A 19,770-nucleotide genomic window follows, 5' to 3' on the forward strand; every position below is an offset into this window, starting at 1 on the left:
ATGAACAAATCCCGGAGATGGTGGGCCTAGTCGTTGATGTCGCTGCTGGCGCGGGCCGCGTTGGTGATGATTCCGGAGAACGGCAGCAACTGGACCACGAAACGGTTCCAGCGGGTGATGCCGGAGACACCGACGAAGACCACATCGCCCGGCAACAGCTGGAAGTGGCTGGCCACGGCGAACGCCGATGGCGATTTGGCCTCGAGCTGATAGATCGCCGAAGGCGCCTGTTGCAGATCCGCGGTGCCGCGAATGACGTAGACCGCATTGCCGTTGGCCGTGGTCTGGGACAGCCCGCGCGCGCGGCCCAATGCCTGGCTCAGCGTGATGGTGCCGGTCCTGAAGTTGAGCGCGCCGGGCTGGTTGACCTCGCCGACGACGAAGACTTCCTTCTCGTCCAGGAACGGCACGTAGACTCGGTCATTGCCCTTCAGGTAGACCGGCGCTCCGGCCAGGTCGTCGATGTTCAGCGTGTAGGTGACGCCGTCGCGGCTCAGGCGCAGCCCAGACAGATCGGCTTCGGTCGGATGGAGGCCGGCCTGGCTGATCGCGTCGTTCAAGGTCAACGACGTCACGGTGACCGGGATCGGCTCGGAGTTCGTCACCGCACCGCTCACCCAGATGCGCTGGCTGGCGTAGGTCAGTATCGACACGTCCACCTGCGGCGATTCCAAGTAGGTGGCCAGCTCCGACGTCAGCGTATCGCGCAACTCCTGCGGCGTCGCACCCGCGGCCTGGATCTTGCCGACATAGGGATAGAACAGCGAACCATCGGACTGCACCAGGCGCCCGGCGGCATTGAGCTGCTGCTGCGACCCCGCCGGCACCGTCAGTTCCGGGTGCTCCCAGATGGTGATGTACAGGATGTCGCCCGGTCCGATCCGATAGGGGCCGGGCTGGTATTCGGTCAGCGCGGCAGGCGGTTGCGGTGCCTGCCGCGCGGCCCGGTCCATGGCGATCAGCTTCGGCGTAATGGGGATGAGTTCGATCTGCTCGTCACCGATGGTCTGGCCATGGTCGATTCGGGACGACGCCTTGTACATATTCTGGCCGGGGGCCCAGATGCAGCCGGACAGGGTCAGCGAAGCTATCCACAGGGCAGCGGACAGGCGCAAGAAAGACATTCAATGCTCCGTAAGCGGGGGAACTGGAGAGCATCCATAAAAAAGCCCCGCCTGGCGCAGCCCGGCGGGGCCATGCTTTGGGGCTTCAATCAGGGGCCTGCGGGCCCCGAGAAAATACTCAGTTAATGGTGCCGGTGGTGCCGGTGGTACCCGTGGTTCCAGTCGTCCCAGTCGTACCGGTGGTGCCGGTGGTGCCGGTCGTGCCAGTCGTTCCGCTGGTGCCGGTGGTGGCGAAGGCCGCCAGTGCGGCGGCACCGACGCCGACCTTCGTTCCCGGACTCAGATGGGTGCCGAGGGCAATCGCGGAATGCGTGCCCGCGGCCTTGGCGACTCCGGCCTCGACCCTGGCGGTCGCATTGGGCGAGGGATCGCTTCGATTTTCAGCGCCCGGAGGCGCGGCAAAAGCGGCTCCGGACAGCACTGCCAGCACGGCAGTCACACCATGGGTGAAAGATGTTCTTTTCACATGACTCTCCGACGAGAAGGGGGGGAGGGGAGAAAGGTCACGCATTTTTAAAATTAGGTCACCGCCAGGTTCCTGTCAAGGCAAAAAGTCCGTGCCCAAGTCACAAAATAAAGAAAGCAAGACCAAGGTCGGGGGCGAAGAGGCGTGGAATCTTTCTGCAGGTTTAGACTTATCCGGAGCACGAGAAGTCGGAGCGTGCCGGACATGAGGTCGAAGGTGTCCATTGGCCTGTGACGAAGCGCTCGTTTGTACTTATCGGTTCGTTCGGACCCGGTGAAGACGCTATCCGGCATCGCCGCCGGCAAACGACCACACTGATAGAAAAATAGATACCGTTGCAACGAATCTGCAACTTCAGCATGAGAGTCGAATGGCGTTTTCCAAGCGAAAGCGCTGATGCATTCGCACGAACGGAAAAGCCCGGGTGCGCCCTCGGCCCGACGGCAGATCGACCGAGCGGCATGGATCACTGTCATGGTGTGGCCGCCATCATCCTTTCGGAACTTCGGCCCGAAGAATGCATCGACAATCGTTTGCCGCATGCCGAGCAACATGGGTATGCTAGAACCGGTCCATGAATATCTCGCTCTGGATCTGCGCCAGAGCCGGTTTGGCATGGACGGCACCCAGGCGGGCGACACAGGCGGTACCGACGCCCGTACTCGTTGGCGTGCGGGTATCGAAAGAATGCAATCAATCTGTTTTAAAACATCAGTAGGATCTGAGTGTTTCGGAAGATACTTCTTGTCTGTGTCGGCAATATCTGCCGCAGCCCTACCGCAGAAGTCGTGATGCGTCATATGATCAACCGCAACGACGTGGAGATTGCTTCGGCAGGGCTCAAGGCGCTGGCGGATAACCCCATCGACCCGACTGCCCAGCAATTGCTGCTCGAACGCGGTCTGGATGGGGCTTCGCATCGGGCCAGACAGGTCAATCCGCAGATCTTGGTCGAATCGGACCTGATCCTGGTGATGGAGCACAGGCATCTGGCCAGCATCGGCAGGGACGTGCCGCAGGTCAGCGGCAAGACGTTTCTGCTGGGTAAATGGCGCGACGGTTGCGAGATTCATGATCCGCACCGGCAGCAGCGGCCCGCCTTCGAGCACGTCTACGGACAGATAGAAGACTGCGTCGCGAGCTGGAAGCGGTACATCCAATAATAAATCCTGCGGGGGGGTCCTGTTGTTCCGGTGATTCGACGTCTGAATCGTCGGAACGAAGGCGGGCCGAGGATGGCCCGTTCATGCCCGATGCGCCATGTCGGGCAATGGCCATCGGATCCGGTCATGCACCCGCCCCGGAGGCACAGGTATTGGGGCAGAACACCCAATATTCGCTTGCCGGAAGAACAGGCATGCCGGAACCCTGAGCCGTTCCGACCCGCCTCAAATGACTGCCGGATCGAATAACTTGATGATCAATAAAAACTCGAAGGCGGATGCTGCCCTCCACGACGACGAGATCGATCTACGCGAGCAGTTCGGCCTCCTGATCGATCGCAAGTGGTTGATCATTTCCATCACCGCGTTGTTCCTGTTCGCCAGCGCCGCCTATGCGGTGCTGGCCCGCCCCGTCTATCGGGCCCAGGCGATCGTGCAGGTCGAATCGAAGCTGCCCTCGATCCCGGGCCTGGCCGACCTGTCGTCGCTGGGAATCGGCGCCGTCAGTTCGGCGGCGACGACCGAGATCGCCCTGATCACCTCCCGCTCGGTGGTCGGCAGCGCCGTGGACCAGTTGCAGCTGGATACCGAAGTGCGGCCCGATCGCTTTCCGGTCCTTGGAAGTTTCATGGCGCGGAGGTTTCAGCCGCAGTCGCCCGATGAGGTGGCCGAGCCGTGGTTTGGGCTGAACGGCTATGGCTGGGGCGGAGAGCGGCTCGACATCTTCAGGTTGAGCGTGCCCGCCGCCTTGCTCGGTACCGAGTTGATGCTGGAGGTGGGGGATTCGCCCGGAAGCTACGAGCTGTACGACGATAACGGCGATCTGCTGTTGCGGGGGGCGGTCGGCACGACCGCGCAAGGCAAAGGCGTCGAGCTGGACGTCAGCAAGCTCGAAGCCAATCCCGGCACCCGCTTCCACGTACGAAAGCTGCGGACCCTGAGCGTGATCTCCGCCCTGCAGAAGGAGGTGAAGGCCTCCGAACTCGGCAAGGATTCCGGCATTCTGCAACTCACCTTCGAGAGCGAGGATGCGCAGTATGCGGAGGCGCTCTTGCGGCAGGTGTCCTATGCCTACGTCAGGCAGAACGTCGAGCGCAATTCCGCCGAGGCCTCGTCCCAGCTGGAGTTCGTCAAGGAGCAGCTCCCGAGCGTACGCAAGCAGGTCGAGGCCGCGCAGGCGGCGATGAACGCCTACCAGACCAGCGCGAACACAGTCGACATCACCATGCAGACCAAGGGCCTGCTGGAGCAGGAGGTCGCGGTGGAGACCAGCATCCAGCAGTTGCGCCTGCAGCAGGCGGAAACGGACCGCGGCTTCACCCGGACGCATCCCGCCTCTCGAGCCCTGATGAAGCAGATCGACGAACTGGAGGCGCGCAAGCAGGGCTTCCAGCGCCAAGTGAACCAGCTGCCTGACACCCAGCAGGAGCTGCTCAGGCTGACCCGCGACCTGCAGGTCAGCAACGAGCTGTACACGGCGCTGCTGAACCAGGCGCAGCAGCTGGACGTGGCCCGCGCCGGCACCGTCGGCAACGTGCGGGTCGTCGATCCCGCGGTGGTGGACGTCACCGATCCGGTCAAGCCGCGCAAGAAGCTGGTGGTGCTGGTCGGCACCCTGATCGGCGGGCTGTTGTCGGTCGGCTTCGTGCTGCTGCAGCGGATGCTCAATCCCAGCATCGAGGATCCGGCGCGGATCGAGGAGCTCGGCTTGCCGGTCTATGCCGCCATTCCGCTGAGTCCCGCCAAGGATCTGCGGACCTTGAGCGATCGCGGCAAGAGCGATGGCCGCCAGCACCTGTTGGCGATCAACAACCCGGCCGACCTGGCGATCGAGGCGATCCGGAGCCTGCGCACGAGCCTGCACTTCGCCATGATCGAGGCCAAGAACAACGTCCTGAGCATTTCCGGCCCGCGGCCGGACGTGGGCAAGACCTTCGTGTCGGCCAACCTGGCCGCGGTGATCGCGCAGGCGGAGCAGAAGGTGCTGGTGATCGACGGCGACATGCGCAAGGGCAGCCTGCACAGGGTGCTGGGCGTCTCGCCGACCGACGGACTGTCGGACGTGCTGGTGGGCAAGATCGACGCGGCCGCCGCGATTCGCCCGTTCGGCGGCCTGGACAACTTGCATTATCTGGTGCGAGGCGAGATCCCACCGAACCCGTCGGAACTGCTGATGCACCACCGCTTCGCCCAGCTGCTGGAGACGCTGGCGCCGCAGTACGACCTGATCGTCATCGATACACCGCCGATCCTGGCGGTGACCGATGCCGCGATCGTCGGCCGATACGCCGGTTCCAACCTGCTGGTGACCCGGTTCGCGGTCAACCAGCCCAAGGAGATCGCATTGGCCAAGAAGCGCTTCGAGCAGAACGGGGTCCAGCTGAAGGGCGCCATCTTCAACGCCGTGGAGCGGCGATCGGTGGGCTACTACAGCTACGGATACTACCAATACAAGGCCGACCAGGTGCCCGCCTCGTAAACGTCATCGACCGGCCGGTCGGGCCGCCGCTGGTGCGATCGCACCGGCGGTCCGGCCGCAATGCGCATTGGCAAGGCCCTCGTATGGCTCATGCCGTTGCTACGGGGGCGCGCGATCGTGATGCCGGGCACTGGTAATCTTTGCCGGATGGGCTACGAACGTGATGCACCGCCGCCGAGAATGCCGCGCTGGCGCGAACGACTGGCGCTGTACTGGAAGCTGGTGCGCGGCGATCGCCCGATCGGCTGGCTGCTGCTGCTGTGGCCGACCTGGTGGGGCCTGTGGCTGGCCGCCGACGGCGTGCCGCCGCTGTGGATCCTGTTCGTGTTCACCGCCGGCGTTTGGCTGACGCGCTCGGCCGGCTGCGTGATCAACGACTACGCCGACCGCTGGCTCGACCCGCAAGTCGAGCGCACCCGCGACCGACCGTTGGCCAGCGGCGCGGTGCGCGGCCGCGAGGCGCTGGCGCTGTTCGCGCTGCTGATGCTGGCGGCGTTCGCGCTGGTGCTGACCCTCAACCGGCTGACGGTGTTGCTGAGCGTGGTCGGCGTGCTGCTGGCGGCCAGCTATCCCTACCTCAAGCGCTACACCTACCTGCCGCAGGTGTACCTGGGGCTGGCGTTCGGCTGGGGCATCCCGATGGGCTTTGCCGCGGTGCAGGGCACGGTGCCGCCGATGGCGTGGGTGCTGTACATGGCCAACATCTTCTGGGCCACCGCCTACGACACCTGGTACGCGATGGTCGACCGCGACGACGACCTGCGTGCCGGGGCGAAGTCGACCGCGATCCTGTTCGGCGAACTGGACCTGGTCGCGCAGGCGGTGCTGTACGCGCTGGTGTTCGTGGCGCTGGCGCTGGTCGGGCGCCAGGCCGGGCTCGGCGTCTTCTACTGGAGCGGGCTCGGCGTGGCGCTGCTGCTGGTGGGTTACGAATTCATGCTGGCGCGCTATCGCGACCGCGAGGCCTGCTTCCGCGCCTTCCTGCACAACCACTGGGTGGGGATGGCGGTGTTCGCGGGAATCGCCGCGGATCTTGCGCTGCGCTGACGAGCGAGGAGTTCGTTGCTGCTCAAGGCGTGCGCGCACAGACCCAGGCGTCCACGCGCCGGACGCCGGCGCGGCGCAGCGCCTTCGCCGCCGCATGCAGGGTGGCGCCGGTGGTCATGACGTCGTCGACCAGGGTGACATGTGCCGGCAGCCGCGCGGGGTCCGATACTGCGAACGCATCACGCAGGTTGCGCCGCCGTGCCTGCGCCTGCAGCCGCGATTGCGGCGCGGTCGCGCGCGTCCGTCGCAGGCTGCCCTCGAGCAGTGGCAGTGCCAATGCCCGTGCCAGCGGCCGCGCCAGCTCCAGCGCCTGGTCGTAGCCGCGCGTGCGCAGCCGGGCGCGGTGCAGCGGCAGTGCGATCAAGGCCTCCGGGCGCGCGGCGGTGGCCAGCGATCGCGCCATCCAGCGCGCCAGCAGCCGCCCGGCGGCGAGATCGTGGTGGAACTTGAAGCGCGGCAGCAGGCGGTCGACCGGGAAGCCATAGACGAAGGCGGCGTGCACCGCGTGCAGCGGCGGCGGCCGTCGCAGGCAGGCGCCGCAGGCCGGGCCCGCCGATGCCGGCGCCGGATCCGGTTCGGCGGCGAACGGCAACGGCAGCGCGCAGCAGCGGCAGGCGCAGCGGTTCCAGGGCAGCGCCGCGGCGCAGGCGGGGCAGAGCCCATCGTGTTCGCCGGCCTGCTCATGGCAGACCGGGCAGCGTGGCGGGCAGAACAGGCGCCCCAAACGCGCCGGCCAGCCGTCAACCGCGAGCATCGGGTTTCGGTTGACAGGCCTCGGCATGCTTTCCAGACTGGCGCATTCACGCCGTCGCGTCTGTCGGAAAACACCCATGTCCGCTGTCAGCCAAGCCGCCCCCGCGCTCCGCCACGACTGGAGCCGGCACGAGGTCGAGACTCTGTTCGACCTGCCGTTCCCTGAATTGCTGCACCGCGCCGCGACGGTGCACCGGCAGCATTTCGACCCGGCCGAAGTCCAGGTGAGCACGCTGCTCTCGGTCAAGACCGGCGGCTGCCCGGAGGACTGCGCCTACTGCCCGCAGGCGCAGCGCTACCACACCGGGGTCGAGGCGACCAAGCTGATGAGCACCGAGGCGGTGCTGGAGAAGGCGAAGCAGGCCCGCGCGGCGGGCGCCTCGCGCTTCTGCATGGGCGCGGCCTGGCGCTCGCCCAAGGATCGCGACATCCCCAAGGTGGCGGCGATGATCCGCGAGGTGAAGGCGCTCGGGCTGGAGACCTGCGCCACCCTGGGCATGCTCAGCGGCAGCCAGGCCGCGGCGCTGAAGGACGCCGGGCTCGACTACTACAACCACAACATCGACACCGACCCCGAGTACTACGGCGCGATCGTGCACACCCGCGAGATGCAGGACCGCCTGGACACGCTCGCGCACGTGCGCGACGCTGGCATGAAGACCTGCTGCGGCGGCATCGTCGGCATGGGCGAGACGCGCCGGCAGCGCGCCGGGCTGCTGCAGACGCTGGCCACGCTGCCGGCGCATCCGGACTCGGTGCCGGTCAACCGCCTGGTGCAGGTGGCAGGCACGCCGCTGGCGGAGCGGAACACCGTCGCCGAGCTGGACCCGTTCGAGTTCGTGCGCACGATCGCGGTCGCGCGCATCCTGATGCCGAAGTCGATGGTGCGGCTGTCGGCCGGGCGCGAGGAGATGAGCGACGAACTGCAGGCGCTGTGCTTCCTCGCCGGCGCCAACTCGATCTTCTACGGCGAGAAGCTGCTGACCACCGGCAACCCGGATACCGAGCGCGACCTGGCGCTGTTCACGCGCCTGGGACTGCGGCCGATGCCGGTGACGGTCGACGCCGACGGCCACGATCACGGCGGCACCGTGCACGCCGACATCGCGGACACCCCGGCGCAGGACCGCCCGGCACGGAGCCGCGCGGCATGATGCCCTGGTACGCCTGGGCGTACCTCGCGCTGCTGGCACTGATCGGGGTCAGCAACTTCCTGGCCGGGCTGCGCGGCGGCCAGCGCATGGGCCTGCTTTTGCTGCGCCTGGCCGCGGTGGCGGTGCTGGCGCTCGGCGTGGTGCTGTTCTATCGCGGCAGCGGCGCCGGGCTGGCGTTCATGGCGGCGCTGTTCGTGGCCGCGCTGCTGCAGGCACAGAAGTCGGTGGCCGATGCGCAGCAGATGCGTGAACAGCGGCTGCCGGCCGCCGCCCGGATCGGGGTCGCGCTCGGCGGGCTGGCGCTGTTGCCGGCGATCGCGCTGGGGGCGCTCGCGGTCTGGATCCAGCAGGGTGGTTGAGCGCGACGACCCGCGCCAACGCATCGCCGCGCAGCGCGCGCAGCGCGTCGCGCAGGCGCGTGTGCGCGTGCGCCGCACGGTGACCCGGCGCGACGGCGCGCGTTGCGAGGTCGACGGCCGCTGGCTGCTGAATTTCTGCGGCAACGACTACCTCGGCCTGTCGCAGCAGTTCCAGGTGGTCAATGCGCTGATGGATACGGCCGCGCGCGACGGCGCCGGCGGCATCGCCTCGCACCTGGTCTGCGGCCACCATGCCGCGCACGACGCGCTCGAGCGCGAGCTGGCCGACTGGCTGCAGGCGCCGCGCGCGCTGCTGTTCGGCAGCGGATTCCTCGCCAACCTGGCGGTGATGCAGGCGCTGCTGGGGGAAGGCGACGCGTGCGTGCAGGACCGGCTCAACCACGCCAGCCTGATCGACGCCGCGCGCCTGGCCGGCTGCCGCCTGCGGCGCTACCCGCATGCTGACGCCGAGGGCGCGCTGCGGCAGCTGCGCAGTGTGCCCGGCGGCGCCGCGATGCTGGCGACCGACGGCGTCTTCAGCATGGACGGCGATGTCGCGCCGCTGCGCGAGCTGGCGCTGGTGGCGCGCGCGCAGCGGGCATTGTTGTACGTCGATGACGCCCACGGCATCGGTGTATGCGGCGCGGACGGGCGCGGCAGCGTCGCCGAGGCGCGCCTGGACGGCGACGCCGTCCCCCTGCAGCTGGTCACGCTCGGCAAGGCGCTGGGCGGTTACGGCGCCGCCGTGGTCGGTGCCGCCGACCTGGTCGAACACCTGGCGGAAACCGCGCGGCCCTATCTCTACACCACGGCGTTGCCGCCCTCGCTGGCCGCCGCTTCGCTGGCCGCGGTGCAGTTGGCGCGGCGCGAGCACTGGCGCCGCGAGAAGCTGGCGGCGCTGGTGCAGCGCTTCCGCGGCGGCGCCCGCCGCCACGGGCTCGAGCTGCTGCCGTCCGACACCGCGATCCAGCCGCTGCCCTGCGGCGACGACGCGCGGGCGCTGGCGATGTCGCGGCAACTCGAGGCCGAAGGCTTCTGGGTCGCCGCGATCCGGCCACCGACGGTGCCCGACGGCCGTGCGCGCCTGCGCGTCACCCTGTCGGCCGTGCACGAGGAGGCGCAGGTGGACGCGCTGGTCGAGGCACTGGCGCGGGCCCGCGATCGCGCGCCGGCGCCGGCCGACGCGCCATTCGTCGCACGCGGCGCATGAGCGGGAGAACCGACCTGGCGGCGATGCTCGCCGGCCTGCGCGTGCACGCGCGGCCGGGCGAATACGTGTTCATCAGCGCCGCCGATGCGGATCCCGGCCTGGTCGCCGTGGCCGAGGCCTGCGTGCGCGAGGACGAGGGCCTGACCTGCGTGCTGTCGCGCGCCGAGGCCGACGCCCGTGGGCTGCGCTACGGTTTCGTCGCCGCCTGGCTGACGCTGGACGTGCATTCGGCGCTGCATGCGGTCGGGTTGACCGCGGCGGTCGCCGACGCGTTGGCCGGGGACGGCATCGCCTGCAACGTGCTGGCCGGCTTCCATCATGACCACCTGCTGGTGCCCGCCGACCGGCGCGACGATGCGCTGGCGACGCTGGCCCGGTTGTCGCGCCGGTTTGCAGAACCGGACGACGCGGCGTCGGTGGACGCGCCACCGCAGCAGGGCCCGTCGCGGTGAGCGCGTTGCACATCGACACGCAGGGCAGCGGCCCGCCGCTGCTGCTGCTGCACGGCTGGGCCATGCACGGGGGCGTGTTCGCACCGCTGGTCGAGCGCCTGGCGAACGAGTTCACCCTGCACGTGGTCGACCTGCCCGGGCACGGCCACAGCGCCGCGACGGCGACGCCGTTGGCGCTGGAGGCAGTGGTGTCGGAGCTGGCCGCGCGGGTGCCGCGCGCGCTCTGGCTGGGCTGGTCGCTCGGCGGCCTGTTCGCGCTGCATGCGGCGGCGACCCGGCCGCGCGCGGTCCGCGGGCTGGCGCTGCTGTGCGCGAGCCCGCGCTTCGTGCGCGGCGACGACTGGAAGTACGGCATGTCGCCGGAGCTGTTCGCCGATTTCGCCGATGGCCTACGCCGCGACTGGCGCGGCACGCTGGAGCGCTTCATCGCGCTGGAGGCGTTCGGTTCCGATCACGCCAAGGACGAACTGCGCGCGCTGCGCGACGGTCTGTTCGCGCGTGGCGAGCCGGCCATGCAGGTACTGGCCGACGGGCTCGCAATGCTGCAGACGACCGACCTGCGCGCCGCGCTGCCGCGGCTGTCGCCGCCGAGCCTGTGGCTGGCCGGGCGCCGCGACCGCGTGGTCGACCCGCGCGCCATGCGCGTCGCCGCCGAACGCACGCCGCAGGCGCGCTTCGAGCAGATCGAGCATGCCGGCCATGCGCCGTTTCTCACCCATGCCGACGGGGTGGCCGATGCGCTGCGCCGGTTCGCGGCCGGGCTGGAAGAGCGAGAAATGAGTGAATAGAAGTGAGAAAACGAGTAAAGGCAGTGAAGTTCGTGGTCGCCTTTTCTTCGCGCGCTTCCGTCGTGCAATGGGCTCAGCCGGGCTCGATTAATACGCCTCGATTGCCGCGCCGGCGCCCGGCGAGGACGTGCCCAATGAGATTAGGATCGGCACGGCCATCGTAAAAGCAAGCAGACAAGAAAGAGTCGGACTCCACGCTTTTACTCGTTTCTCACTTCTATTCACTCGTTCCTAAGTAGATCCGCATGTTCGACTCCCGCCACATCCGCCGCGCCTTCTCCCGCGCGGCGCCCAGCTACGACCAGGCCGCCGACCTGCAGCGCGAGGTCGAGGGTTGGCTGCTGGAATCGCTGATGTATCTCGACGACACGGTGCCGGCGACGGTGGTCGACCTCGGCAGCGGCCCCGGGCACGCCGCCGCGGCGATGCGTGAGCGCTGGCCGAAGGCGCGGGTGCTGGCGCTCGACATCGCCCTGCCGATGCTGCGGCAGGCGCGCCCACGCGGCTGGCGCCTGCGCGACGGGCTGTCGCCGCCGCGATCGCTCGACCGCATCTGCGCCGATGCCGCCGCGCTGCCGCTGGCCGACAACAGCGTCGACGTGCTGTTCTCGAACCTGTGCCTGCAGTGGGTCGAGGACCTGCCGGCGGCGCTGGCGGGATTCCGCCGCGTGCTGCGGCCCGGCGGCCTGCTGCTGTGCTCGACCTTCGGCCACGACACCCTGTTCGAACTGCGCGAGGCCTTCGCGCAGGCGGACGACGTCGCGCACGTCAGTCCGTTCGCCACCATTGCGCAATTCGGCGATGCGCTGGTGCAGTCGGGATTTCGCGACCCGGTGCTCGATCGCGACCTGCTGCGGCGCGGCTACGACGACCTGCCGGCGCTGATGCACGAGCTGCGCGCGATCGGCGCCACCAACGCGCTGGCCACGCGCCGGCGCACGCTGACCGGACGCGCGCGCTTCGCCCGCGCCGCCGCCGCCTACGAGCCGTTGCGCGACGCCGCCGGCCGCCTTCCGGCCAGCTGGGAGGTGGTCACGGCCATGGCCTGGGCGCCGGAGCCCGGCGCCCCGATCCGTGAACGTGGCGCCGAGATCGCGAGCTTTCCCGCCGACCGGATCCCGCTGCGCCGGCGCTGAGCGTCGCCTGCGGCGATGCCTCGTAGGAGCGCGCCATGCGCGCGATGCCGCGGGCGCTTCGCCACCCGCGGATTCCGGTGGCCGGCGCGCCTGCCGGTCCAAGATCGCGGCACCCCTCGGATCCTGCCGGCACCCGCGGCATCGCGCGCATGGCGCGCTCCTACGCAGAGCCGGTGACTGGCATGGCCTCCTCATGCGCATGATCGATTCAGTCGTGCCCACCTAGACTCGCCATGGATCTCCGACGAGTCTCGCCATGCGCCTCCGCTTCTCGATTCTTCTCTTCCTCGCAGTGGGCGCGCCTGCCGCCGGCGCGCATGCGCAACATCAATACGAGATCGACCTGTCCGCCATCGATCCGTCGCTGGTGCTGGCCAACGCCGAGGACGTGATGATGCGCGCGCCGAATCGCGACATCGATCGCCTGTACCAGGCGGTGCACGCGGCCTCGCAGTCGGACAGCGAGGCGCAGACGCTGTGCACGCTGTTCGATCCCGATGCCGACCGCAGCCTGTTCGGCCTGCAACAGGCGGCCAACGCGCTGGGCACGGCCAGTCGCGAACGCTTCGTCGAGGCGGTGGCGGCGATCGCGGTCAACGGCGCCCAGAGCGAGCGCCAGCCCTACGATCCCGCCGCGGCGGCGCACGTGCTCAAGCAGGCGGGCGTCAGTGCCATGTTGCTGTACGACGGCTTCATGGTCGGCATGACGGCCACCGGCAACGACCCTGGCAGCCGCACCGCACGCTGTCGTTCGTTCCGGCAGATCGTCGAGGTGCTGCAGGACTTCAGCCTGGCCGACCGTGCCGCGGCCACGCGCTATCTGCTGGTGGAAGGACTGACCCGTTACGGCAGCGAACTATAGGAGCGCGCCAATGCGCGCTGGTGTGCTCCGGGTGCCGAATGTCCGCCGGGGTTCACGGGTCACGCGGTATCGCGCCCATGGGGCGCTCCTACCAGCGGCGAATGACCGCCGGCGCCGCCTATCGGGGCCGCCAACGCGACGCGGACGACTACCGGTGCCGCAACCACCATTGCCGCGGCTTTCATAGAAGCGCGCCATGCGCGCGATGCCGACATCGTCGGCCCGGACCGCACGGTTTCGGCAACCGCGACATGGCCGAAGCCTCTGCCAGGTCATCATTCGGCGCCGGCCTAGCGCGCATGGCGCGCGCGTTGCGGCGGGCACTCAACCTTGGGCGGGCGCGCCGGTCAGCGTGGCCCAGCGGTCGCGATGGAAGAAGTACACCTCGCGCAGCAGGAACTGCCAGCGCGCCTCGAGACTGCGGAAGCGACTGGTGGGCGTGGCCGAGCCGAGCGCCTGGATGCCTTGGCCGCGCGCCAGCCGCAGCGCGCGTGCCATGTGCAGCGGATCGCTGACCAGGATCGCGCGCGTGAGCTCGCGCTCGCGCATCAGCGCCGCCGCTTCGGCCAGGTTCTGCTGGGTGGTGCGCGAGACGGTCTCGATCAGGATCGCGTCTTCCGGCACGCCCTGCCGCAGCGCATAGCGCCGCGCCACCTGCGATTCGGCGAAGCGCGCGCCGCTGCCGCCGTAGCCGCCGGTGAAGATCAGGGTGCCGGCCAGCCCGCGCTGGTACAGGTGCACGCCATGCAGGATGCGCTGCTCGAATACCGGCGAGGGACGGGCGTCGTAGGCGGCGGCGCCGAGCACGATGATGGCGTCGGCCGGCGCGGCCTGGTCGCGCTCGCCGGCCCAAATGATGTAGGTCGCCACGCCGGCGAACCACAAGGCCAGCAGCACCACCAGGCGCAACGACCAGCGCAGTGGGCCCGCGCGTCGGCGCCGGCTCATGCGCCGGTCCCCAGCAGGGCGCTGGCTTCATACAGGGCGTGCGGATCGACGTTGCCGCCGCTGATCACGATGCCCACGCGCAGCCCAGCGAAGCGCTCGCGCTGCTGCAACACCGCCGCCAGCGCGGTTGCGGACGAGGGTTCGATCAGCTGCTTGCCGCGCTGCCACAGCAGGCGCATCGCCGCCAGCGTCTCGGCGTCGTCCACGGTGATCGCCTCGGCGCCGGCCGCGCGCAGGATGTCGAAGTTCGGGGCGCCCAGGGTGGCGCGCAGGCCGTCGCAGACGGTCTCGGGCACGATGTCGGTGACGCGCGCGCCGCGCGCCAGGGACGCCGCCGTGTCGGCGGCGCCCGCCGGCTCGGCCAGGAACAGGCGCGTCGACGGCGAGACGCCGGCGATCGCGATTGCGGTGCCGGCGCCGAGGCCGCCGCCGCCCACCGGCACCACCAGCGCATCCAGCCCGATGCCGGCGTTGAGCAGCTCCAGTGCCGCGGTGCCCTGGCCGGCGATCACGCGCGCATCGGCATAGGGATGCACCAGTGTCGCGCCGGTGCGTTGCTGCACGGCGGCGCAAGCGGCCTCGCGCGCCGCCAGGGTCGCTTCGCAGCGGTGCAATGTGGCGCCGGAGGCGGTGATCGCCGCCAGCTTGGTGGCGACGGCATTTTCCGGCACCACCACATGGCAGGCGATGCCGCGGGTGCCCGCGGCCAACGCGAGGGCGGCGCCGTGATTGCCGGACGAATGAGTGACCACGCCGGGCGTCGCCTGCGCCGGATCCAGCGACCACACCGCGTTGCAGGCGCCGCGGAACTTGAACGCGCCGCCGCGCTGCAGGTGTTCGGCCTTGAAGTGCAGCGCACAGCCGGCCAGCGCATCGAGCGAGCGCATGCGCAGCACCGGGGTGGCGTGCGCATGGGGCGCGATGCGCGCGGCGGCAGCCAGCACGTCGGCGAAGGCGGGCGGTGCGAAGGCGGAGGAAGGCATCGAAGCAAGCGTAGCCGAGGGCGCGGCATTCAGCTATCACAACGGTTACCTTAGGGGTTAAGCACGGATTCAATGCCCGGAGCCGATGCTGCGGGGACACACAGGACAGGGGCGGCCATCATGAGGACCCGCAATCTCGCCATCGCCTTATTCGCCGTTGCTCTGCTCGGCGGCTGCGCGAGCTATGGCTATCGCGGCGGCAGCGGCGACTACTACTACGGTCGCTCGTCGGACGCCTATTATGGCGCGCCCTACGGCAGCGTCGGCTACGGCTATCCGGGCGGGCTGCGCGGCAGCGCCGGCTACCGCTACGGCTCTCCCTACGGCTACTCGCGTTATCCGGGTTACGGGTACTCCCGCTATCCGGGTTACGGCTACGGCTACTACCCGCCGTACTACCAGCGTCCGATCGTGGTGCGTCCGCGGCCGGACCGCCCCGGGCGTCCCGACCATGACGGCGGTTCCAACCGTCCGCCGTGGCGCGACCTGGAGAACATCCGCCGCGTTGAGCATCGCGAGCGGCCGGAGCGGATCAGCGAGCCGCGGCCATCCGGCGTGCGCCGGCCCGAAGCACAGGAGCGTTCGCGGCCGGCGGGCGTGCCCTGGCGTGGGAATGCCGGGCGCCAGATCGAGCAGCGTCAGCAGGTCCGGCCGTCGCCGCCTGCCGCTCAGCGTCAGGTACCGCAACGCGTCGAGCGCCCGGTGGACCGCGCTCCACGCGTGGAGCGCGTGCAATCGCGATCGCGGGATAGCGACCGACGTCGCATTCAGGAGCCCTAAAACACTTGCGCTGGCGAGCGAGTCGACGCAAGCTACGGCCAGGTGACCGCCAGCGTCGGATTCCGACACGAAACGGCTCACGTCCATGCCGACTCCCGGCGGGGGACTTCCGGATCCCCCCTGTTCCGCTCCCGCCGGGCGTCGGCGCCCAAATCCCCCGGGCCGGCGCGCCGCCATGGCGCCGCCAGGCCAAAAAAACGGGGCCGGATGTCCCCCGACATCCGGCCCCTTTGCTTCCCCAGGTCGCGCTCGGCCAGCCCTGTTCCAATCTCCGGCCGCGCCCCCCTTGGCGCTTGCCTCCCCGGGTGCGGGGAAATACGTTCGCAGAAAGCGTGCCAATCTTGTGCCGCATGCGCTGAATACGGCCACGCACGAGCGATAATGTTCGCCGCGCCGCCATACGCCTGACCGGCTGCCATCGATCTCGTGGTGGTGCCGTCCGGCGATCACGCCGCCCGTGTCTTTTTCGATGAATCGCCCGCCATGACCGATGCCTTCCACCGCTACGACGTGATCGTGATCGGCGGCGGCCACGCCGGCACCGAGGCCGCGCTGGCGTCGGCGCGTGCCGGCGCGCGCACGCTGCTGCTCACGCACAGCATCGAGACCGTCGGCGCGATGAGCTGCAATCCGGCGATCGGCGGCATCGGCAAGGGGCACCTGGTGCGCGAGATCGACGCACTCGGGGGAGTGATGGCGCGGGCGGCGGACGCGGCCGGCATCCAATGGCGCCGGCTCAACGCCTCGAAGGGTCCGGCGGTGCGCGCGACGCGTTGCCAGGCGGATCGCAATCTCTATCGCGGTTTCATCCGCCGGGCGGTGGAGTCGCAGCCCGGGCTCACGCTGTTCCAGGCCGCGGTCGACGACATCGTCATCGAGCGTGACCGCGTGCGCGGCGTGATCACCCAGACCGGCCTGCGCTTCGAGGCGCCGGCGGTGGTGCTGACCGCCGGCACCTTCCTGGCCGGCAGGATCCACGTCGGCGAGACCCAGTACGCGGCCGGCCGCGCCGGCGATCCGCCCGCGACCACCCTGGCCGCGAAGCTGCGCGAAGGCCCGTTCGTGGTCGATCGGCTCAAGACCGGCACGCCGCCGCGCATCGACGGCCGCAGCCTCGACTACATGGCAATGGACGAACAACCGGGCGATGATCCGCGGCCTGTGTTCTCGTTCATGGGCAGCGCCGCCGACCATCCCCGGCAGGTCAGCTGCTGGATCACGCATACCACCGAGCGCACCCACGCCATCATCCGCGGCGCCCTGCATCGCTCGCCGATGTACTCCGGGCAGATCGAAGGCACCGGCCCGCGCTACTGCCCGTCGATCGAGGACAAGGTGGTGCGCTTTGCCGACAAGGACGCGCACCAAATCTTCGTCGAGCCCGAGGGCCTGGACGTGGCCGAGATCTATCCCAACGGCATCTCCACCTCGCTGCCGTTCGACGTGCAGCTGGAACTGGTGCGTTCGATCCGGGGCTTCGGCAACGCGCACATCACCCGGCCCGGCTACGCGATCGAGTACGACTATTTCGACCCGCGCGGGCTGAAGGCATCGCTCGAGACCAAGGCGGTGGCCGGGCTGTACTTCGCCGGCCAGATCAACGGTACCACCGGCTACGAGGAAGCCGCGGCACAGGGACTCATCGCCGGGCTCAACGCCGCGCGCGCGCTGCGCGAGCGCGAAGCGTGGTCGCCGCGCCGTGACCAGGCCTACATCGGCGTGCTGATCGACGACCTGATCACCCACGGCACCAGCGAGCCGTATCGGATGTTCACCAGCCGTGCCGAGTACCGGTTGCAGCTGCGCGAGGACAACGCCGACCTGCGCCTGACCGGCATCGGCCGCGAGCTGGGGTTGGTGGACGATGCGCGTTGGGCACGCTTCGACGTCAAGCGCGAAGCGATCGAGCGCGAAACCGCGCGCCTGCGCGGGCTGTGGGCGTCGCCGAACAACGTCGCCGGCCGTGCCGCCATCGACGTGCTCGGCATCGAACTCAAGCGCGAGGCCAGCGCGCTCGACCTGCTGCGGCGGCCGGAGCTCGACTACGCGAAGCTGGCGTCGGTGCCGGCGTTTGCCGCGGAGGCGGTGGATCCGGCGGTGGCCGAGCAGGTCGAGATCGAGGCCAAGTATTCCGGCTATCTCGACCGCCAGCGTGCCGAGATCGAACGCCAGCAAAGCCACGAGGGGACGCCGATCCCGGACGGGTTCGACTACGCCATGGTGCGCGGGCTCTCGGCCGAGGTGCGGCAGAAGCTCGAGCGCGTGCGCCCGCAGACTGTCGGCCAGGCGCAGCGCATCCCCGGCATGACCCCGGCCGCGATCTCGCTGCTGCTGGTGCACCTGGAGCGCGCCCGCCGGGCGGCGTAGCGGGTCAGCGATCCAGCGGGCTGAGCACCCACCCCGCGACCGCCGCGATTGAGCACATGGGTGTAGATCTGCGTGGTCGCCACGTCCTTGTGCCCGAGCAGTTCCTGGACCGTGCGGATGTCGTATCCCGCCTCGATCAGATGGGTGGCGAACGAATGCCGCAACGTGTGTGCGGACATCGGCTTGACGATGCCGGCGTTGCGGCATGCCCGCTTGATGGCCCGCGACAGCATCGCCTCGTCGAGATGATGCCGGTGCTCGCGCCCAGCGCGCGGATCGACGCTGCGGCGCCGTGCCGGAAACACGTACTGCCAACCGGGCTCCCGCGGCGCCCCGGGATACTTGCGAGCGAGCGCATGCGGCAGCCGCGCTTCTTCGAAGCCGGCCCGCAGGTCGTCCTTATGCCATACGCGGGCGCGCTCGATCTCCCGCTGCAGCGGCGGCGCCAGCGAGGCCGGCAACACCGTCCGGCGGTCCTTGCCGCCCTTGCCGTTGCGGACGGTGAACTCGTTCCGGGCGAAGTCCACATCTTTGATTCGCAGGCGTACCCCTCCATCAGGCGCATGCCAGTGCCGTAAAGCAGGCTGGCCAGGAGCCACGTGCGTCCTTCCATGCCTGCAAGCAAGCGCTTCGTTTCTTCCTGCGACAGCACGGTCGGCACCCGCGCCGGCCGCTTCGCGCGAACCACGTTCTCCATCCAGGGCAGCTCCATGCGGAGCACCTCCCGGTACAGGAACAGCAGCGCCGACAACGCTTGGTTCTGCGTGCTGCCGGCGACCTTGCCGCGCACCGCGAGCTGGGTGAGGAACGTCTCCACTTCCGGCCCGCCCATTTCGCGCGGGTGCCGCTTGCCATTGGCGAGAATGAACCGCCGGATCCAGCCCAGGTAGGCGCGCTCGGTACGCAGGCTGTAGCGTTTGACGCGCAATCTGCCGCGAACCTCGTCCAACAGCCGCGGCTGGCGCGTCCCGTTTGCTCCTGTTACCGCCCCATTTCGCGCCTGATAAGACATAGCACCTCATTCCATGAGATACGCAATGCCATCGTGGCCCTCGCAACGCGCGGCAGCCATCATCCAAGTCGTTGATACCTGCAGGAATACTCCGATTGACGGCTCCGGAATGAGGCTGAATACTCCGCGCTATCACCCCGATCCGGGGTCTATTAAGCGTTAGGGCTCACACCCATCTTCACGCGAGCTGTCATTGCGTTTCTGGCATTGCCCGGGGTCGTGGCATTTCTCGTGCCTGTCATTTGGGCTTGGCTCGCTCGACTTCCACTGCACTGGCCCGTCGGCTTGATCCTTGTACTGTTCGGGACAGTGGGTTTGTTGTGGTGCGTCCGGGACTTCTACGTGTCCGGCAAGGGCACGCTCGCTCCCTGGGCTCCGCCGCAGAACCTGGTGATCGTCGGCCTCTACCGATACAGCCGCAACCCAATGTATGTGACCGTGGCCGTCATCTTGCTCGGCTGGGCCGCCGCCTTCCGCTCGGTCGGCCTGCTGCTCTATGCGCTTGCCGTCATCGTTGCTTTTCACCTGCGGGTCGTGCTCGGTGAGGAGCCTTGGCTGGCCAAGCAGCACGGTGCCGCTTGGCAGCAGTACACTCGCCGCGTCAGGCGCTGGTTCTAGGCTGGGGCACCGTCGGTGAGCGGTGAATTCAACCACCAAGTGCGACAGCCCTCAGTAGCCGAGTAGGCG

General features: G+C 68.9%; 18 protein-coding genes and 1 pseudogene. 13 read left to right on the forward strand and 6 right to left on the reverse strand.

Going from position 1 to position 19,770, the window contains the following annotated elements:
• Positions 1-26: 26 nt before the first annotated feature.
• Both FXO19_RS17235 and FXO19_RS17240 read right to left on the reverse strand, forming a co-directional pair.
• On the reverse strand, positions 27-1,124 hold the full coding sequence (locus FXO19_RS17235) for a polysaccharide biosynthesis/export family protein (protein WP_149196352.1): 1,098 nt from the start codon (positions 1,122-1,124) through the stop codon (positions 27-29).
• A 118-nt stretch (positions 1,125-1,242) separates the two neighbouring features.
• Positions 1,243-1,554 carry a hypothetical protein gene (locus FXO19_RS17240; RefSeq protein WP_187775831.1) on the reverse strand — a complete coding sequence of 104 codons (312 nt, stop codon included), beginning with the start codon at positions 1,552-1,554 and terminating at the stop codon, positions 1,243-1,245.
• A gap of 761 nt (positions 1,555-2,315) precedes the next feature.
• Between FXO19_RS17240 and FXO19_RS17245 the strand changes: the two genes are divergently transcribed.
• From FXO19_RS17245 to ubiA, 3 genes are all read left to right on the forward strand, one after another.
• Entirely contained in the window at positions 2,316-2,753 is a 438-nt protein-coding gene (locus FXO19_RS17245; protein WP_149196353.1) for a low molecular weight protein-tyrosine-phosphatase, read from the forward strand.
• A 253-nt stretch (positions 2,754-3,006) separates the two neighbouring features.
• On the forward strand, positions 3,007-5,232 hold the full coding sequence (locus FXO19_RS17250; protein WP_149196354.1) for a polysaccharide biosynthesis tyrosine autokinase: 2,226 nt from the start codon (positions 3,007-3,009) through the stop codon (positions 5,230-5,232).
• 147 nt (positions 5,233-5,379) lie between these two features.
• On the forward strand, positions 5,380-6,279 hold the full coding sequence (gene ubiA / locus FXO19_RS17255; RefSeq protein ID WP_149196355.1) for a 4-hydroxybenzoate octaprenyltransferase: 900 nt from the start codon (positions 5,380-5,382) through the stop codon (positions 6,277-6,279).
• 22 nt (positions 6,280-6,301) lie between these two features.
• Here the strand turns inward: ubiA and FXO19_RS17260 are convergent, their stop codons facing one another.
• Positions 6,302-7,060, reverse strand: coding sequence for a ComF family protein (locus FXO19_RS17260; protein ID WP_149196356.1), 759 nt, complete (start codon positions 7,058-7,060; stop codon positions 6,302-6,304).
• Between the two features lie 49 nt (positions 7,061-7,109).
• Between FXO19_RS17260 and bioB the strand changes: the two genes are divergently transcribed.
• The 7 genes from bioB (at position 7,110) to FXO19_RS17290 (ending at position 12,993) form a co-directional block, all read left to right on the forward strand.
• Complete coding sequence (gene bioB / locus FXO19_RS17265; RefSeq protein ID WP_149196357.1) at positions 7,110-8,186, forward strand: biotin synthase BioB; 1,077 nt, start codon at positions 7,110-7,112, stop codon at positions 8,184-8,186.
• Positions 8,183-8,545, forward strand: a complete 363-nt coding sequence (locus FXO19_RS19665) for a hypothetical protein (protein WP_255516486.1) — start codon at positions 8,183-8,185, stop codon at positions 8,543-8,545. The genes bioB and FXO19_RS19665 overlap by 4 nt, the downstream gene beginning before the upstream one ends.
• Complete coding sequence (gene bioF, locus FXO19_RS17270) at positions 8,538-9,755, forward strand: 8-amino-7-oxononanoate synthase (protein WP_255516487.1); 1,218 nt, start codon at positions 8,538-8,540, stop codon at positions 9,753-9,755. The genes FXO19_RS19665 and bioF overlap by 8 nt, the downstream gene beginning before the upstream one ends.
• The gene (locus tag FXO19_RS17275) at positions 9,752-10,207 is read left to right on the forward strand and encodes an ACT domain-containing protein (protein WP_149196359.1); all 456 of its coding nucleotides are present in this window, start codon (positions 9,752-9,754) and stop codon (positions 10,205-10,207) included. The genes bioF and FXO19_RS17275 overlap by 4 nt, the downstream gene beginning before the upstream one ends.
• A gap of 5 nt (positions 10,208-10,212) precedes the next feature.
• A complete protein-coding gene (gene bioH / locus FXO19_RS17280; protein ID WP_149196373.1) occupies positions 10,213-10,995 on the forward strand; it encodes a pimeloyl-ACP methyl ester esterase BioH in 783 nt (260 codons plus the stop codon).
• A gap of 245 nt (positions 10,996-11,240) precedes the next feature.
• Positions 11,241-12,131, forward strand: a complete 891-nt coding sequence (gene bioC, locus FXO19_RS17285; protein ID WP_149196360.1) for a malonyl-ACP O-methyltransferase BioC — start codon at positions 11,241-11,243, stop codon at positions 12,129-12,131.
• Between the two features lie 256 nt (positions 12,132-12,387).
• Positions 12,388-12,993 (forward strand): hypothetical protein, encoded by a 606-nt coding sequence (locus FXO19_RS17290; RefSeq protein WP_149196361.1) that lies wholly within the window; start codon positions 12,388-12,390, stop codon positions 12,991-12,993.
• A gap of 324 nt (positions 12,994-13,317) precedes the next feature.
• Here the strand turns inward: FXO19_RS17290 and FXO19_RS17295 are convergent, their stop codons facing one another.
• Together FXO19_RS17295 and FXO19_RS17300 are read right to left on the reverse strand one after the other, a co-directional pair.
• A complete protein-coding gene (locus FXO19_RS17295; protein ID WP_149196362.1) occupies positions 13,318-13,941 on the reverse strand; it encodes a YdcF family protein in 624 nt (207 codons plus the stop codon).
• Complete coding sequence (locus tag FXO19_RS17300; protein ID WP_149196363.1) at positions 13,938-14,924, reverse strand: pyridoxal-phosphate dependent enzyme; 987 nt, start codon at positions 14,922-14,924, stop codon at positions 13,938-13,940. Before FXO19_RS17300 ends, FXO19_RS17295 begins: the two co-directional genes overlap by 4 nt.
• Positions 14,925-15,044: 120 nt before the next feature.
• On the opposite strand from FXO19_RS17300, the gene FXO19_RS17305 reads away from it, so the two are divergent.
• Together FXO19_RS17305 and mnmG are read left to right on the forward strand one after the other, a co-directional pair.
• Entirely contained in the window at positions 15,045-15,704 is a 660-nt protein-coding gene (locus FXO19_RS17305; RefSeq protein ID WP_149196364.1) for a hypothetical protein, read from the forward strand.
• Between the two features lie 483 nt (positions 15,705-16,187).
• Positions 16,188-18,071 (forward strand): tRNA uridine-5-carboxymethylaminomethyl(34) synthesis enzyme MnmG, encoded by a 1,884-nt coding sequence (gene mnmG / locus FXO19_RS17310; protein ID WP_149196365.1) that lies wholly within the window; start codon positions 16,188-16,190, stop codon positions 18,069-18,071.
• Positions 18,072-18,100: 29 nt separating this feature from the next.
• On the opposite strand, the pseudogene FXO19_RS17315 reads toward mnmG, so the two are convergent.
• A pseudogene (locus tag FXO19_RS17315) lies at positions 18,101-19,083 on the reverse strand (integron integrase); the annotation flags it as partial.
• A 285-nt stretch (positions 19,084-19,368) separates the two neighbouring features.
• Here FXO19_RS17315 and FXO19_RS17320 point away from each other — a divergent pair.
• Complete coding sequence (locus FXO19_RS17320; RefSeq protein ID WP_187775832.1) at positions 19,369-19,701, forward strand: methyltransferase family protein; 333 nt, start codon at positions 19,369-19,371, stop codon at positions 19,699-19,701.
• Positions 19,702-19,770 lie beyond the last annotated feature (69 nt).

This window comes from Luteimonas suaedae (assembly GCF_008312895.1).
In the GTDB taxonomy this organism is placed as follows: domain Bacteria; phylum Pseudomonadota; class Gammaproteobacteria; order Xanthomonadales; family Xanthomonadaceae; genus Luteimonas; species Luteimonas suaedae.

What these genes read in the sequence shown, in the direction of transcription:
- FXO19_RS17290 (WP_149196361.1), top strand. Translation starts at nt 12,388, where the DNA reads ATGCGCCTCCGCTTCTCGATTCTTCTCTTCCTCGCAGTGGGCGCGCCT.
- FXO19_RS17305 (WP_149196364.1), top strand. Translation starts at nt 15,045, where the DNA reads ATGAGGACCCGCAATCTCGCCATCGCCTTATTCGCCGTTGCTCTGCTC.
- mnmG (WP_149196365.1), top strand. Translation starts at nt 16,188, where the DNA reads ATGACCGATGCCTTCCACCGCTACGACGTGATCGTGATCGGCGGCGGC.
- ubiA (WP_149196355.1), top strand. Translation starts at nt 5,380, where the DNA reads ATGGGCTACGAACGTGATGCACCGCCGCCGAGAATGCCGCGCTGGCGC.
- FXO19_RS17235 (WP_149196352.1), bottom strand. Translation starts at nt 1,124, where the DNA reads ATGTCTTTCTTGCGCCTGTCCGCTGCCCTGTGGATAGCTTCGCTGACC.
- FXO19_RS19665 (WP_255516486.1), top strand. Translation starts at nt 8,183, where the DNA reads ATGATGCCCTGGTACGCCTGGGCGTACCTCGCGCTGCTGGCACTGATC.
- FXO19_RS17275 (WP_149196359.1), top strand. Translation starts at nt 9,752, where the DNA reads ATGAGCGGGAGAACCGACCTGGCGGCGATGCTCGCCGGCCTGCGCGTG.
- FXO19_RS17260 (WP_149196356.1), bottom strand. Translation starts at nt 7,060, where the DNA reads ATGCCGAGGCCTGTCAACCGAAACCCGATGCTCGCGGTTGACGGCTGG.
- FXO19_RS17250 (WP_149196354.1), top strand. Translation starts at nt 3,007, where the DNA reads ATGATCAATAAAAACTCGAAGGCGGATGCTGCCCTCCACGACGACGAG.
- bioB (WP_149196357.1), top strand. Translation starts at nt 7,110, where the DNA reads ATGTCCGCTGTCAGCCAAGCCGCCCCCGCGCTCCGCCACGACTGGAGC.
- FXO19_RS17300 (WP_149196363.1), bottom strand. Translation starts at nt 14,924, where the DNA reads ATGCCTTCCTCCGCCTTCGCACCGCCCGCCTTCGCCGACGTGCTGGCT.
- FXO19_RS17295 (WP_149196362.1), bottom strand. Translation starts at nt 13,941, where the DNA reads ATGAGCCGGCGCCGACGCGCGGGCCCACTGCGCTGGTCGTTGCGCCTG.
- bioC (WP_149196360.1), top strand. Translation starts at nt 11,241, where the DNA reads ATGTTCGACTCCCGCCACATCCGCCGCGCCTTCTCCCGCGCGGCGCCC.